The 15,195-nt window shown below is 43.2% G+C and carries 15 protein-coding genes; 8 read left to right on the top strand and 7 right to left on the bottom strand.

Annotation, left to right across the window (positions count from 1 at the left end; genetic code table 11):
• The first annotated feature begins 104 nt into the window (after positions 1–104).
• From ftsY to N8A86_RS02550, 4 genes are all read left to right on the top strand, one after another.
• Positions 105–1,061: a signal recognition particle-docking protein FtsY gene (gene ftsY, locus N8A86_RS02565; protein ID WP_273567650.1), complete on the top strand. Its 957-nt coding sequence runs from the start codon at positions 105–107 to the stop codon at positions 1,059–1,061.
• A 115-nt stretch (positions 1,062–1,176) separates the two neighbouring features.
• A complete protein-coding gene (lgt, locus tag N8A86_RS02560; RefSeq protein WP_273567649.1) occupies positions 1,177–1,998 on the top strand; it encodes a prolipoprotein diacylglyceryl transferase in 822 nt (273 codons plus the stop codon).
• Between the two features lie 89 nt (positions 1,999–2,087).
• Positions 2,088–2,939, top strand: a complete 852-nt coding sequence (locus tag N8A86_RS02555) for a DUF2911 domain-containing protein (RefSeq protein ID WP_273567648.1) — start codon at positions 2,088–2,090, stop codon at positions 2,937–2,939.
• Positions 2,940–2,961: 22 nt separating this feature from the next.
• Complete coding sequence (locus N8A86_RS02550) at positions 2,962–4,617, top strand: amidase family protein (protein ID WP_430682193.1); 1,656 nt, start codon at positions 2,962–2,964, stop codon at positions 4,615–4,617.
• Here the strand turns inward: N8A86_RS02550 and N8A86_RS02545 are convergent.
• Positions 4,614–5,720, bottom strand: a complete 1,107-nt coding sequence (locus tag N8A86_RS02545; protein ID WP_273567646.1) for a serine hydrolase domain-containing protein — start codon at positions 5,718–5,720, stop codon at positions 4,614–4,616. The genes N8A86_RS02550 and N8A86_RS02545 overlap by 4 nt on opposite strands.
• 123 nt (positions 5,721–5,843) lie before the next feature.
• On the opposite strand from N8A86_RS02545, the gene rimO reads away from it, so the two are divergent.
• Complete coding sequence (rimO, locus tag N8A86_RS02540) at positions 5,844–7,145, top strand: 30S ribosomal protein S12 methylthiotransferase RimO (RefSeq protein WP_273567645.1); 1,302 nt, start codon at positions 5,844–5,846, stop codon at positions 7,143–7,145.
• A gap of 47 nt (positions 7,146–7,192) precedes the next feature.
• On the opposite strand, the gene N8A86_RS02535 is transcribed toward rimO, so the two are convergent.
• A complete protein-coding gene (locus N8A86_RS02535; RefSeq protein WP_273567644.1) occupies positions 7,193–7,984 on the bottom strand; it encodes an anti-sigma factor in 792 nt (263 codons plus the stop codon).
• Positions 7,977–8,549, bottom strand: coding sequence for an RNA polymerase sigma factor (locus N8A86_RS02530; protein ID WP_273567643.1), 573 nt, complete (start codon positions 8,547–8,549; stop codon positions 7,977–7,979). The genes N8A86_RS02535 and N8A86_RS02530 overlap by 8 nt, the downstream gene beginning before the upstream one ends.
• A gap of 119 nt (positions 8,550–8,668) precedes the next feature.
• Between N8A86_RS02530 and N8A86_RS02525 the strand changes: the two genes are divergently transcribed.
• The 3 genes from N8A86_RS02525 (at position 8,669) to N8A86_RS02515 (ending at position 10,413) form a co-directional block, all read left to right on the top strand.
• On the top strand, positions 8,669–9,190 hold the full coding sequence (locus N8A86_RS02525; protein ID WP_273567642.1) for a fasciclin domain-containing protein: 522 nt from the start codon (positions 8,669–8,671) through the stop codon (positions 9,188–9,190).
• 231 nt (positions 9,191–9,421) lie between these two features.
• Entirely contained in the window at positions 9,422–9,775 is a 354-nt protein-coding gene (locus N8A86_RS02520) for an SMP-30/gluconolactonase/LRE family protein (RefSeq protein WP_273567641.1), read from the top strand.
• Positions 9,775–10,413, top strand: coding sequence for an SMP-30/gluconolactonase/LRE family protein (locus N8A86_RS02515; RefSeq protein ID WP_273567640.1), 639 nt, complete (start codon positions 9,775–9,777; stop codon positions 10,411–10,413). The genes N8A86_RS02520 and N8A86_RS02515 overlap by 1 nt, the downstream gene beginning before the upstream one ends.
• 2 nt (positions 10,414–10,415) lie before the next feature.
• Here the strand turns inward: N8A86_RS02515 and N8A86_RS02510 are convergent, their stop codons facing one another.
• The 4 genes from N8A86_RS02510 to N8A86_RS02495 all read right to left on the bottom strand — a co-directional run bounded on the left by N8A86_RS02510 (position 10,416) and on the right by N8A86_RS02495 (position 15,195).
• The gene (locus N8A86_RS02510) at positions 10,416–10,838 is read right to left on the bottom strand and encodes a MoaF-related domain-containing protein (protein ID WP_273567639.1); all 423 of its coding nucleotides are present in this window, start codon (positions 10,836–10,838) and stop codon (positions 10,416–10,418) included.
• 10 nt (positions 10,839–10,848) lie between these two features.
• Entirely contained in the window at positions 10,849–13,248 is a 2,400-nt protein-coding gene (locus tag N8A86_RS02505) for a DUF7133 domain-containing protein (protein ID WP_273567638.1), read from the bottom strand.
• Positions 13,230–13,847 carry a DUF7133 domain-containing protein gene (locus N8A86_RS02500; RefSeq protein ID WP_273567637.1) on the bottom strand — a complete coding sequence of 206 codons (618 nt, stop codon included), beginning with the start codon at positions 13,845–13,847 and terminating at the stop codon, positions 13,230–13,232. The genes N8A86_RS02505 and N8A86_RS02500 overlap by 19 nt, the downstream gene beginning before the upstream one ends.
• Before the next feature lie 304 nt (positions 13,848–14,151).
• A complete protein-coding gene (locus N8A86_RS02495; RefSeq protein ID WP_273569007.1) occupies positions 14,152–15,195 on the bottom strand; it encodes a PKD domain-containing protein in 1,044 nt (347 codons plus the stop codon).

The raw sequence follows: 15,195 nt of genomic DNA, 5'->3' as shown, positions 1-15,195 counted from the left end.
AAGGGGGGTGTTCATACGCGAGGTTGGTCGAACAGAAAAGCGTTATCTATTAAAAGGTTTTACCCACCATTCCTTATCTTTGGTTACCTAACCTAGTAGAACAAATGAGTTTATTCAAGAACATATTTTCCTCAAAGAAAAAGGAAACACTTGATAAAGGTCTCGAAAAGACCAAAACGACATTCTTTTCCAAATTAAGTAAGGCCGTCGCCGGAAAGTCAAAGGTCGATGACGATGTGCTCGATAATCTTGAGGAAGTGTTGGTCACTTCTGATGTTGGTGTCGATACCACGCTTAAGATCATTGAGCGTATCGAAGCTCGGGTCGCCAAGGATAAATATATGGGCACGGACGAGCTGAATGGAATCCTTCGTGAAGAAATCGCCGGACTGCTCTCGGAAACAAACTCTGGCAGTGAAACGGAATTCATAGTGCCTGCCGATAAAAGACCCTATGTCATTATGGTGGTCGGCGTAAACGGAGTCGGAAAAACCACTACTATCGGAAAATTGGCACATCAATTCAAAAACCAAGGGCTAAACGTGGTGCTTGGCGCTGCCGATACCTTTCGGGCCGCTGCGATTGATCAATTACAGGTTTGGGCCGACCGGGTCGGTGTACCCCTTGTGAAGCAAAAAATGGGAAGCGACCCTGCATCGGTAGCTTTCGATACGTTAAGTTCGGCGGTTTCCCAAAATGCCGATGTCGTTATTATCGATACGGCAGGTCGTTTGCATAACAAAGTAAATCTGATGAACGAATTGACCAAAGTAAAACGGGTCATGCAAAAAGTAGTCGATGACACGCCGCATGAAGTCTTATTGGTACTCGATGGCTCAACCGGACAGAATGCCTTTGAACAGGCCAAACAGTTTACTAAAGCTACTGAAGTTACTTCGCTTGCGGTCACAAAACTCGATGGAACCGCCAAAGGCGGAGTCGTCATTGGTATCTCCGACCAATTTCAGATACCCGTAAAGTATATCGGGGTGGGCGAGGGCATTGAAGACCTACAGGTCTTTAACAAATTTGAGTTTGTTGATTCTTTTTTTAAGATGTAATTAAAAAGAAAACCTGCACATAGCCGACCTCAACAGTGGGATAAGAGTATAGAACATGCGTATATAAACAAGTTACCCACAAGCTCAGTACTATAGCAAGCTCAACCAAATAGAAATGAAAGACGGAATTATATATTGGAACGTTGACCCAGAAATTTTCACGATTCTGGACACGTTTCCAATAAGATACTACAGCCTTTTTTGGGTCTTGGGAATTGGTTTAGGCTACTTTATAGTAAAGAAGATTTATCAAAAAGAAAAAATCCCCGTGGAACATCTTGACCAGTTGGCTATGTACATTCTAATCGGAGCATTTTTAGGCATGAGACTTGGACATTGTTTTTTCTATGAACCTCAATATTACCTTCACAATCCACTTGAAATAATCCTACCTATTAAAAAAGTCGGGGAATCGTTCGAATTTATAGGATTTCAAGGACTTGCAAGCCACGGTGGAGTATTTGGAGCAATAATTGGAATAGTTCTTTACTCAAGAAAAACCAACACCAATTTTTTATGGGTGCTTGACAGAGTTGCAATCGGAGGGGCTGTTACTGCAACATTCATACGCATTGGAAACTTAATGAATTCCGAGATTTATGGAAAACCTACTAACGGAAATTGGGGATTTGTCTTCGAGAGAGACGACCTAATTCCAAGACATCCTACACAAATTTATGAGGCTCTTTCCTATTTTCTGATTTTTGGGGTTTTGGTATTGATTTATAGATTGAAAAAAGTAGAAAACAAAAACGGAATTTTAATCGGAACACTGTTGATTTTACTTTTTACTGCACGATTCGTCGTCGAATTCTTCAAAGAAAACCAAGTCGGATTTGAAGATTCGATGGCTTTGAATATGGGTCAGATTTTAAGCATTCCTTTCATAATTTTGGGCTTAATAATAATTTACTGGCGGGGAAAGTCCAGTACCTAACAACATGTCCTATGAAAAGTCCTAGTCCAGTCCCCTAAAGCTAATTAATATTTATTTTTTTTCCTTCCACGTAATTTGGTCGGCATCCTATGAAAAAACAAATCACCTTTCTTTTTTTATTTCTTGGAGTATTTGCCTTCTCCCAAATAACCCACCCCAAAGCAAGTTCGTTTGCGAAAGTGGAGCAAGAAGTCGGACTTTCAAGAATTATGATTGAATATTCCCGACCGGCAACCCGTGGCCGAACTGTTTTTGGCGAACTTGTTCCCTATGGCCGAATTTGGAGGGTCGGGGCTAACGAATCCACAAAATTTAGCTGTACTGACGAATTGAAAATTTTAGGCAATGTATTGCCCAAAGGCACTTATGCCTTATATGCCTTTCCTGAAGAAGAGGAATGGGAAATCGTTTTTCATAAAAACACTTCGCATTGGGGCGATGGGCGTGCTGCATACAATCCCGAAGAAGATGCTTTTCGAATTAAGGTCAAACCCGAAACTTCTGAAGACTTTCAAGAAAATTTTTTGATTTTCTTTAATTCGATAACCCATAACTCCATAAACATGGTTTGGCAATGGGTGAACACGAAAATCAGTATTCCCATTCAAGTCGATACCGATAGCAAAATGCGACGGGAAATCGAACTTCAACTAGAGGAAAATCCGACGGCACAGACCTATTACGAAGCCGCACGCTATTTACAAGAGCAAGGCAATGACTATGAAATTGCTTTGGGCTATCTTGACAAAGCTATAGAACTTGGTGGTGACACCTATTATTTTCATCGCGTCAAATCGCAGGTGGAAGCCACTTTGGGAGATTATGAGTCCGCCATACAATCTGCCGAAAAATCCTTAGCACTTGCTGAGAAAGAAGAAAAAGACGAATTTGTACGCATGAACCAAAAAAATATAATCCTGTGGAAAACCAAACTAAAATGAAGATGAAAAGATTTTTTTGGTACTGGTAACTGTGTTTATATGTTCCTGTCAAGAAAAAAATCAAACCGACAAAGCCGAAATCGTTCTTTGGGAACCGTACAATGATTCCGCCGAAGTGGCGGTCAATGCAGACCACGAAAAAGAACGTATGCGCTACAAGCGTATCCAGTCCCCGGTATTGGACAAAAATGATGTTTTCAGGCCCTTGTATACGGAGGTTTCAAAAATGCCCGAGGAGCAGTATAAATCGTTGAAACCTTTGATTCTAGAACAAAACATGCTGACCCTTCGCAAACATCTTGAAGAAGGCAAACTTAATTACGAAAACTTGGTATTGTTCTACCTATATCGCATTTACAAATATGAACTGAACAACACTACTACCCTAAATACCATCATCGCTTTGAACGAAAATGTAGTAGATCAAGCTCAGAAATTAGATGAAATGGTCGCCAAAGGAACTGCCCCTGAAGTACGCCACCCCATTTACGGAATGCCCATTTTATTAAAAGATAACATCAATACTTCAGGTATGAAAACTACCGCCGGAGCTATTGCCTTGATAAGCAATGAAGTTGAGGATGCTTTTATTGTAAAAAAGTTAAAAGAAAACGGAGCCTTGATTCTTGGTAAAGTGAACTTAAGCGAATGGGCGAATTTTTTGTGCGATTGTCCCAATGGTCAAAGTGCGGTTGGGGGACAGACCTTAAATCCCTATGGACGTCGTGTTTTTGATACCGGTGGCTCAAGTGCGGGTAGCGGTACTTCCATGGCAGCCAATTATGCGGTAGCTGCCGTGGGAACGGAAACTTCAGGTTCGATTCTTTCGCCAAGCGGTCAAAACTCGGTAGTGGGTTTAAAACCAACTATCGGTCTTTTGAGCAGAACCGGAATCGTTCCTATTTCAAGTACTTTGGATACACCAGGACCAATGACTCGAAACGTTGTTGACAATGCCATTCTATTAGACGCCATGACTGGGAAGGATACCTTGGATTCAAAATCTATTGAAGAACATTTTCCTGGAATTATTTCTGCAGGGTTGCATCCTACTCCATTTGAAAATCTGCGTTTGGGAGCGATGAAATCGTTACTAGAAAGTGACTCCGTCTACAAAGCGAATATTGAAAAAATGAGAAGCTTGGGAGCGGAAATTATCGAATTTACGCCTCCCGAAGTTAAAATGGATGGTTTTCTCAGCATTTTAAATATTGATATGCGTAATGACCTTCCTGAATACATAAGAACGCAAGTAAAAGATAAGAATGCTGTTAAAATTTCATCGGTAGCCGATGCAGTTGCCTTTAATCTTGAAGATTCCTTGCTTAGGATTCCGTACGGCCAAGTGCGGTTTGATGGAATACTGGCAGATAGCACTTCTGCGGAAGGATTGGAAAAAATCAAATCCACCCTAGAAAAAAACGGACGAGCTTTCTTTAATACAGTTATGGATGACCATAATCTAGATGCAGTACTATCCATAAATAACTATCATGCTGGTTATGCCGCGGTTGCTAAATATCCGGTACTAACTGTACCAATGGGATATAAAGAATCGGGAGAGCCCATAAGTTTGACCTTTGTCGGAAAACAGTTTTCAGAGGCCGAGCTGCTCAGAATGGGTGCTGCTTTTGAGAAGGCTACAAAAGCTAGAGTGATGCCGAAAGATTATGATTAGTCGATTATAGCATTTAGTTGTTCCCAAAGTTGGTTGTCGAATCCTGAAGGGCCTGCTGCGGCTTCACCGGTATCTTCCCCCATACGAACTACAACCAGATTTTGACTGGGCACGACATACAGTTTTTGGTCGTTTTTGCCAAGTCCTGCAAATAGGTCGTCGGGTGCTGCGGGCATTAATTCGGTTTCGAACACAATTTGAGTATTAGGTAACATAGCACTTTCCTTTCCGTTAAGCCACCATAGGTAACCGTACGATTGGTTCAATTCTTGAGAAGTGGTTTTCATGCCGTTGATAAAATCGGCATCGCCGAGAATAGCTTCTTCATCCCATACACCTTCATTTAGGGCTAAAAGTCCGAAACGAGCCATGCTGCGTGCGGTACTCCAGTAGACATTATTGTCGCCATTGGTGGAAAGCCATTGCCCGGTCATACCGATTTTTGTTTTAAGTTTTTCGTTAAAATAGGCTTCAAAATCCACTTGGGTCGCATTCGAGACCACATCTTGCAGTAGCGTGTAAGGCGCATTATGATACGACCAACGTGTTCCGGCATCGGCAACGTAGGTCAGACATGCTGGGGTTTTACAATCTCCTTCGGTATCGTCCATGCCCGAGGTCATTGTTAGTTGATGCCAAACGGTAATGAGATTTTCTTTTTCTAAGGGTGTGGACGTCCAACCGGTGCCTAAATAATCTGAAGTCTTATCCGAAAGGGATAAATAACCTTCTGCCTGAGCGATGCCCGTAGTGAAACTGGTCAAGGTTTTTCCCGCCGATGCCCAGTACCAAGGAGCATCTTGATTATGGTCTTCGGCGTACCATTCCACGGCGATTATTCCATCCTTTAAAATTAGAAAGGCCTTGGTGCCTTTATCTTCTAAAAAATCATAAAGTTCTTGTTCTGCATCGGTATTCCAACCTAACTCGGTAATGGAGCTGGTTTCCCAAGTTGAGCCGGATAAAGGTGGAAAATAAAGTCCGGTCTCGTTTTCTTCCTGTTCTTGTTCTTCCTGCGGAATAGTATCGATAGCGTCATCCGAAGAACAGCTGAAGAAAAATCCGAATACGATTAGGGCGATGAATATCCATGGCTTTTTCATAAGGATGAGTTTTGATATTGGACTCTAAAAAGGATGTAAAGTTTAACGTAAAAAAAGAAGAAATCTTGTTTAAATAGAGTCATTAGAAAGGCTTGTTGTATTTTTGCCTCCCAGAAAAATGCTATGCGTACAAAAACACTTAAAAAGAACAGGATCAACGTAGTAACTCTTGGTTGCTCCAAAAACGTGTACGATTCCGAAGTACTTATGGGGCAGTTGCGTGCCAACGATAAAGATGTCGTTCACGAAGAGGAAGGCAATGTCGTGGTCATCAATACCTGTGGATTTATTGCGAATGCAAAGGAAGAAAGTGTCAATACCATTCTGGAATATGTACAGAAAAAGGAAGCCGGCGAAGTGGACAAAGTCTTCGTCACAGGATGTTTGAGCGAACGTTACAAGCCTGATCTACAGAAAGAAATTCCGAATGTCGATGAGTATTTCGGTACCAGTGAACTACCAAATTTATTAAAGGCACTTGGTGCGGATTATAAACATGAATTAATCGGAGAGCGATTAACGACTACACCAAAGAATTATGCCTATTTAAAGATTGCCGAAGGTTGTGACCGTCCCTGTTCATTCTGTGCAATCCCTATTATGCGGGGTAAGCACCGGAGTAAAAAAATTGAAGACCTAGTTACGGAGTCCGAAAAATTGGCTGCGAAGGGCGTCAAAGAATTGATTTTAATTGCACAAGACCTTACCTATTATGGATTAGACCTCTATAAAAAACGAAACCTAGCCGAACTTCTTGAAGCTTTGGTAAAAGTTGAAGGTATTGAATGGATTCGCTTGCATTATGCTTTCCCAACGGGTTTTCCTTTAGATGTGCTTGATGTTATGAAACGTGAGGCCAAGATTTGTAATTATTTGGATATTCCCTTACAGCACATTTCAGATGCCATCTTAAAAAGTATGCGTCGTGGAACTACGCAGGCAAAGACCACAAAACTACTACAAGACTTTAGAGCTGCGGTTCCTGAAATGACCATTCGTACGACCTTGATCGTGGGATATCCGGGCGAAACCGAAGAGGATTTTCAGACACTTAAAAAATGGGTCGAGGAAATGCGTTTTGAGCGTTTGGGCTGCTTTACGTACAGTCATGAAGAGAATACCCACGCTTATAATTTAGAGGATGACGTTCCTGAAGAAATCAAGCAAGAACGTGCCAACGAGATTATGGAAATACAGTCCCAGATTTCTTGGGAATTGAACCAGCAAAAAATCGGTCAAACCTTCCGTTGTGTTATCGACCGAAAAGAAGGTAATTATTTTGTGGGTCGTACAGAATTCGATTCCCCTGACGTAGATAATGAGGTGCTTATTGATGCCTCTAAACACTATTTAAAACAAGGGGAATTTACAAATATCAAGATTACCGATGCGGCCGACTTCGATTTGTATGGCGAGCCCGTTTGAGAACTAAGTCTTCCTGTTGATTTGAAAGAGAGATATTTTCGCCATGGTCACAAGTAAACATTCGAAACAAGATTTTCAACGGTAGGATGATCACTACCTCCTGCGGGTTCAATAGTGATATTTAGCGATTCGGCGTTATCGATATATTGCATGGCGATCAGTTCTTGATTTGTTGGTACGATGCCCATATCGATCATGACGCCATCCACATCGGCCCAGAGTTGATAGGTTTTATCGTTTTCCACGGCCGGAAGTCCTTTTGTGTTTAAAAAGACTTCTTTGGTCGTATGGTTTACATAGGCCGTTGCCCTTCCCTCAGGAAGTTTTTCGTTGCCGACAAGAAGTAAGGGCACAATGTTAGGGTCGTTGATTTTTTGAAGTTTGTTCGAGGTATCGTTATAGTTCTTTTCAATCGTAGTCAAGCGTTCTTCCATGTCAAGCGAACGCTCTTCCAAAGCGCGTACATTCTTATCGGCCGTTTGCCAATTGTTATAGAGCCATAGCGAACTCAAGGCAAACAGTGCGGCAAGACTGGCGGCAACCAAAAATCTTATCTTGGAAGGAGCTTTGGCCTTGACCTCGGTAGGTAAGGAAAGTGTCTTGACCGGTACCTTCGGTGATGATACTTCCTTTTCCAAAGCTTCACGAACTGAGCTGGGTGGTTCCATTCCGTTCTCTAGGGCCATATGTTCGAAATCGGATTCAAGTTCCCCGAAGATACGCCGCAGGTCGGCATCGGACTTAAGGACATCGACAATCTTAGCCTCATCTCCTGGAGTCAATTCCCCTAACAGATAAAGTTCCAATAATCCTTCTTCCAAAATTTGTTTCCTATCCATTTGCCAACAATATTATACATACTATAATCGACAAGGCCATTTTTCCGTAGTGCTCTCGCATCTGTTTGAGCGCCTGTTTAATATATGATTTGAACGTTCCCAAGGGTACGTTCATTTCTTTATGTGCTTCCCGATGGGTCAATCCGTTAAAATAGACTAAAGTAAGTGCCCTTTGATGATGTGGCTGAAGCAACTTAAGTGTCCCGTTCAATTGAGAAAAATCTTTCGGAGCACTTTCTTCCGAATCCCTATTTGCATATACACTCAAATCATCCGTTTGGATGAGCGGTGAAACCTTTCGCAATGAATTTAGGGTCGTGTTTTTGGCGATGCGATAGCTCCAAGTAAAGAATTTTCCCTGATCGGCATCATATTGATCTATTTTTTTCCAAATCTTTAAAAAGGTTTCCTGAAGCAGGTCTTGGGCCAAATCCTCCTTTTTGCACATTTTCAAAATAACGCCATACAAAGCCCGGGCGTATCTGTCATAAAGGGTAAGTAATACCGCTTTATCACCTTGACGAAGCTTGGTAATCAATTCTATGTCCGACGGGGTATTTGTCATATGGAATGTTAAAGATATGATAAAAAAGACTGCAGCTCATCCATGGGCAAAATGAATGTGTAGTTATAAATGAAAGTGCGCAGCACATTTAGTTAAACTTTAATCTTAAAAACACAAGTATGAAAAAAGTATTATTTATTATGTCAACCGTAGCCTTGTTTATGTTTTCACAAACAACTACGGCCCAGTCACAGTCAAAGGATATTGTCGATATCGCGGTATCAGTGGATGACTTTTCAACTTTGGTCTCCGCTTTGAAGGCGGCCGACCTTGTAGGAGCCCTAAAAGGTGAGGGCCCATTTACGGTTTTCGCACCCGTAAACTCTGGCTTTGCAAAAATTGACTCAAATGCATTGAACTCTTTGCTGGAACCAGAGAACAAAGAAAAGCTTTCTGCCATACTGACCTATCACGTTGTGTCGGGCAAGTTAGCGGCTGCCGATGTTGCAAAAGCTTTGGAGAGTGGGAATGGAAAAGTTGAGTTGACCACTTTGAACGGTGCTACGTTAACCGCTGTCAGCAAGGATGGAGGAATTTTCTTGATGGACCAAAACGGAAACTACAGTAAAATCGCCAAGACCGATGTTATGGCCTCAAACGGAGTGATCCATATCATCGAAGATGTTGTGATGCCCAAATAAGTGTTGTTTATTATTGGTTGGTTAGGAAAGCACCGCGGAAGCGGTGCTTTTTTGTTCAAAAATATAGATGCGGACCTTACCCATGTAATCGAGCTGTATCCTTTATCCGTTTTTTATAGGTTAGACCTGTCTTATCTGCTGACAGGGGCGATTGCCAATTATATATCTCGCTTTGCCAGAAGCATTGTTATAAGAATATTTTCTTACTTTACGAAAAACAAAAACAGTCCCATGAAAAAAGCAGCTATTCTGAATCTGGCCATTCTTCTTATGTCGATAGCGTGTTCCAAGGCACAAGAATTTGAAATCGAAATTCTTGATGATGCCGCCTTGGAACTTATCGATCCGAATGCCGAAATTAAAGTTATCGGAGAAGGGTTTACATGGACGGAAGGCCCGGTATACATTGATGATGGAAATTATCTTTTATTCTCCGACATTCCCAACAATACCGTTTTTAAGATTGATGCCGAAGGCGATTTATCTACATACCTAAAACCATCCGGATATCTTGGTAAATCTGATTATGGAAACGAACCCGGATCCAATGGATTGTTGTTAAACAAAAAAAGGAACTGGTGTTGATGCAACATGGGGAAAGAAGGGTTGCAAAAATGGATACTTCCCTTGATGATCCAAAACCGGAATATATTGCCCTTGCAGACAACTTTGAGGGTAAACGGTTCAATAGTCCGAACGATGGAGTATTTGATTCCCTAGGAAATTTATATTTTACAGATCCTCCATACGGCCTACCCAAACAAATGGAGGACCCCAACAAAGAACTTGATTTTCAAGGAGTGTATTGTCTGTTGACTTCGGGTGAAGTTATTTTAATCGATAAACTCACACGCCCGAACGGAATCGCATTGTCACCTGATGAATCAAAGATGTACGTCGCTGTCTCCGACCCCGAACATGCGGTCTGGTACCAATATGATCTTATGGAAACTGGAAAAACCGTGAATAAAAAGATTTTCTACGACGCCACCGATTTAATCGGACAAGAAGGGCAACAAGGCCTTCCCGACGGTATGAAAATCCACAGTTCTGGGCATCTTTTTTCGACAGGCCCGGCCGGACTTTTTATTTTTGATACCTCAGGAAAGCCGATTGCACGGATCCATACGGGTCAAGCCACGGCGAATTGTGCTTTTTCTTCAGATGAGAAAAGACTTTTTCTTACGGCCGACGATTATGTGCTGGAAGTGAGCCTTAAATAATGTCAATTATTTAAAATGAAAATTTCCCCGGTACCGACCGCTATATCTCGACCGCGTAATAAATGGTTGTAAACGATACCTTTCTTAAAATCGAGTACTTGGCTGACTCCTATTCCATTGGCTTCGCCCCAGGTAATGAAGATAGTCTGGGCAGTGATTCGATGCATTTTATAGGTTTCGGTTTCCTTTACCCCTACTTCTGATCCTTCCACTGCCTCCCAATGCAGGCGAATTTCATCATCAATGGTCACATGATAGACGTTCTCGCCGTAATCATACACAATGGTCTTGCCGATTAAATCTATGGGTGCTATGTTTTCAGCTGTAGCTGTTTCTTTGGGTTCGGGCGCGATTTGGACCTGCTTTGGCTCTTCCCTACAAGCCCAAAGAGAGACCAACAATACCCACATAAAAATAGTTCTCATTGCCTATTGATTATAAATTGTTGTTCGATTGCTGTAAAAAGGCCAAAAGATCGGCCATTTCCTGTTGGTTGATATTTGCTTCAAGGCCCTCGAACATCATGGAAACGCCTAAGGATGAAAATTGATCGATCTTGGATTTGGGGATGATTTTCTCTTGGCCGCCCATCATTTTAAGGCCAATCTCAGTATCTGTTTCCTTAAAGACAAGTCCCGTTATGATATCGCCGTCCTCGGTCTTGACTTGATGGTTGAGATATTTTGTATCGACCGCTGCGTTCGGATCTAGAATGTCGTACAGAAGCGATTCCTTACTTTTCCGGTTTACCTCTGTGAGCATCGGGCCGACTTCTTCGCCTTCGCTGCCATAGCGGTGGCAACTTGCGCATTGCGCTTTGAAAACGACTGCACCTGACGACATATTACCTTGTAGGGCCAATGCCGGACGCATTTTTTCGATGGCTTCCTTTCGTTGAACGATACCGCCATCGGAGAATAGTTTTTTGGCACGTTCTTGAATATCCTTTTCCGACCACATCAAGAGGGTTCTTCTACGCTCCAAATCTAGATTGAACTCGCCCAAATTTACAGTACCGTTCTCCATGGCCGTCAAAAGGGCATCGTGGTTGTAGGATTTGTACAAAAGAATATCAGCGGCGATTTTTCGAGCCTGAGGCCCAAGACCGGGCCAAAGTTCAAGAAGGTGCTTGGCGACCTGTTGGCTGCCAGCGGACTCCAATTGTGCCAGTGCTTCTTTTTGAAGCACCAATGGCTTCTTATTGTTCAATAGGCCATACAAGATGGCTGCTTTGTTATCAAAATCGTCAAAGGCCAAAAGTTTTAATTGGTCCAAGCGATCAACGGTCGACAACTCCTCGTCAAAAACCAAAGTACGGGCCGTCTTCATAAAACCGGAAACCTTGGTGGAAGCGGGAAGTCCGGCTGCCTTGCGAATGGCTCCGGCCGCTCGAATCATAACAACATCGTTTTCAGATTCGACTAAGTTCAATGCGTTGGCCAACGCTTTCGTATCTGCAATTGACGGTTCGCTGCCCGAGCCCTGTCGCCAACCGGTGGCCACGGCCGTCAAGAGTTTGGATTTTGCCGAGGTTGCAAATTGATTTTCCTGCAGGATTTTTGTCAAGTTGGCAAGTTCGTTAGCCTTGTGGTTCTTTCCCAATTTTTCGAACAAAAGCGACAATACTTCAACTTTTGTACGGTTCAAATCCGCCCTTTCGTTGTTTAACACCTGCAGTGAAAAAGGGAAAGCCTGTCGTTGTAGACTACTTGCTATGGCCCTGACGGCCCAAATATCATTATCTTCATTTGATATGACATCCGACATGATCGACCCCAACTTTTCTTTCTTGGCGAAATAGTTTTCCTCGTTTAATGTACTCATGGTCAAGGAGGCCTGCATTCGCACCCTCGGGTTGGAATCTCGTAACAAAATCATAATTTCGTCGGCCAGTTCCAAATTGGAATTCAATCGTTCTTCCGCTACTTTGATGGCGTTTTCACGAATCTCGGCCACGGAATCCTGCAATGCTCTTTTCAATTCGGGTGTTTTTAATTTGCCAAGTCCTTGCAGCGCCCAAAGACCGTGCAAACGCGCCAACGAATTCTTGGTATTTTTGACTTGCTCTATTAACAAGTCAACGGTATTCACCATCTTGTTAATCACTATCAGGCGCTGGGCGGTGTTTCTTGTCCATTGATTTTTACTTCCCAATGCCTTGACCAAACTTTTAGGGTCATCGACCGTCAACTCGAAATCAATTGGCGATAAACCTTCCTTGGGAACGATACGATAAATTCTTCCTTTCTCTTTTCCGGCATCGAGATCCATATCGACTTCCAATTCATCGGGAATCCATTCCGGATGTTCGATGACTTCGCGGTGCATATCCAAAACATACAAAGCCCCGTTGGGCGATACGGCCATATTGACCGGGCGAAAGGAACGATCTGTCGAAGCTAAAAAATCGGATTTCTGTTGCACGCGTGAAGCTTTGAGCGAACTGCCATTCGCAGAAAGTAAATCCATATGTACGAGGTTCAATACGCAATCAGCTACTAAAAGGGTGTTGTCAAAGGTTTTAGGAAACGCCCCTCCGCCGTAGTGCGTAATACCGCAGGCCCCGGAGAAATATCCCGACTGCTCGGGATGGTTGACACGGGTTTCCTGCTCCCCGATAGGGTAGATGCGGGCCAATCCGTTCTCGTCGTGATCCGAAATGTTGGTCAAACCATGGGCCGGGGAAACCGGAAGTTCGTCAAGGTAACGATCTTCGAACACGAGATGAGACACATGCTCAAGGTTATGGGTCTCAAAGAGGCGACCCCAATCGTCAAAGGTAATCTTGAATCCACCTGATGATTCACCGACCCTTTTCAAGATTTTGTTTTCCATATCGAACTTGATATCACCCCCGTGCATTTCGAGTGCTTCCGTGGGTTGGCTCTCAAAAAAGGAGCCCCGGAATTACCTCCGTTGGCGGCATAGATCCAATTGTCGATGCCATAGGTAAGACCATTAAAATTGTGCTGAAGGTTTCCGGTGCTAAAACCTTCCATCACTATTTTTCGCATATCGACCTTGCCATCGCCATTGGTATCGGCGACGAAAAGGAGGTTCGGTGGCGAAGCGACCAAAAAACCATTCTTATAGGGTAAGAAGGCCGAGGCAATGCCCAAACTGTCATCGAGAACTATGCGCTCCTCGAAAAGTCCATCATCGTTGTTGTCGACCAGTTCAATCAACCGACTTTGTGCATCTCGCATTGGGTAGCCCGGCATTTCCAGTACATAGGCGCGCCCGTGTTCATCGAATTGTAGGTCAACAGGGTCAAAGACCAAAGGCTCCGCAGCGGCTAGCTGTAACGTAAAATCGGGGTGTATCTGAAAACCTTCCGGCACCTTTGTTTCGTAATCCGAACACGCCATAAAAAACCAAAGTGCCACCATGGAGCATAGGCATTCGGTAACATGAAATATTCTAGGTGATCGCATACTTTCAAAACAATTGTTCTAAAGTATCAATTTTTCCGTTATGACACGGTACTAAAAATTGACCCGATTCCTATTATGTGGAATCGGAATCTTCACTCCAAGACCGTAGAGGTTAATTTGCCCAACATCATAAGCTCGCCGGAACGGATTTGGCAGGCTCTTTATTTCAATAGAAATGGACGATTGCAAGAATATGTACCAGTCCAGCAATGGCGAACTGCGCTTTTTCCTCCAATGAGAAAAGACTTTTTTTTAACCGCCGATGATTACGTATAGGAAGTTCCTTTAAAGTAATCAGTTCTTTTTAATTCTTCGTAAATATAAAGAAGGCTACCGTCGGGTCTACAGTAGTTCCGTTACCCAATGGTGCGTCAGTAATCAACGTGATATTTTCGGCCGGACTCGTTACTTGATTCCCTGATGTGAAGTTGGGCCCACTATCGGTACCCGCATCGTACGAGATTCCATCGACCGTAAGGTTTGAAATAAAGGTTCCGTTATCAAAAAGATTCACATCTTCTGCGGCTACGAACCAGTCGGGGCTTGGTGCAATCATACTGACCAAGGTGACCCAAGAAAATTCTTCGTTAACCGTAATGGTAAAGCTCACTTCATCAAGACCTGTCGGTAATCCTCCGCCACTATAATAACTAAGGGCAGAACCGTTACTCACTAACGTGCCGATTTCAGTACTTATGGGTCCGTTTTGGCCTTGTTCCGCCATATCCTTGATTCCAAGAGAGGCAAGTTCTCCTTCCTCAAAAAAGGTGACGCCCGGTTTGTGTACCATACCTACGGCCGATGAAAAATGATTGCCACCGGGGAAATTGGTCGGATGGTTCGCTGCGCTCCAATTACCTTTGAAGGTAACCGTATACGTCGCGGTCTGCATATTGACTGTAATGTAACCGGTCTTCGTCTCCACATCACTTCCTGCTGAATTGGTAGCGGTAAGTGTCACTTCATAGGTGCCAAAATTGTTATAGCTAATCGTCGGATTTTGCTCGGTACTTGTAGCAGGACTTCCTCCTTCAAACTCCCAAGACCAAGAAGTGGGTTCGTTGGTGCTCTCATCGGTAAAGGTAATTTCGTTGCCACTTGTAATTGTGGTTTGCGAAGCACTAAATTCTGACACGGGCACCAGAATCGGATTTGTAACAGTAACATAATCCATTTTTATTTCCTCATCCGAGCCATCGTCATTGGTGACGGTCAGTGTTACCGTATACGTACCTGCCATTGCATAGGTCACGGAAGGGTTCTGATCTGTACTGGTCGCTGGGTCGCCTCCTTCGAATTCCCATGCCCAAGCGGTTGGCATACCGGTGCTACTGTCCGTAAATTGGAT

The organism is Maribacter halichondriae, assembly GCF_027474825.1.
GTDB lineage: Bacteria > Bacteroidota > Bacteroidia > Flavobacteriales > Flavobacteriaceae > Meishania > Meishania halichondriae.
Note: the sequence above shows the minus strand (reverse complement) of the source record. Positions and strands in the feature narration are given on the sequence as shown.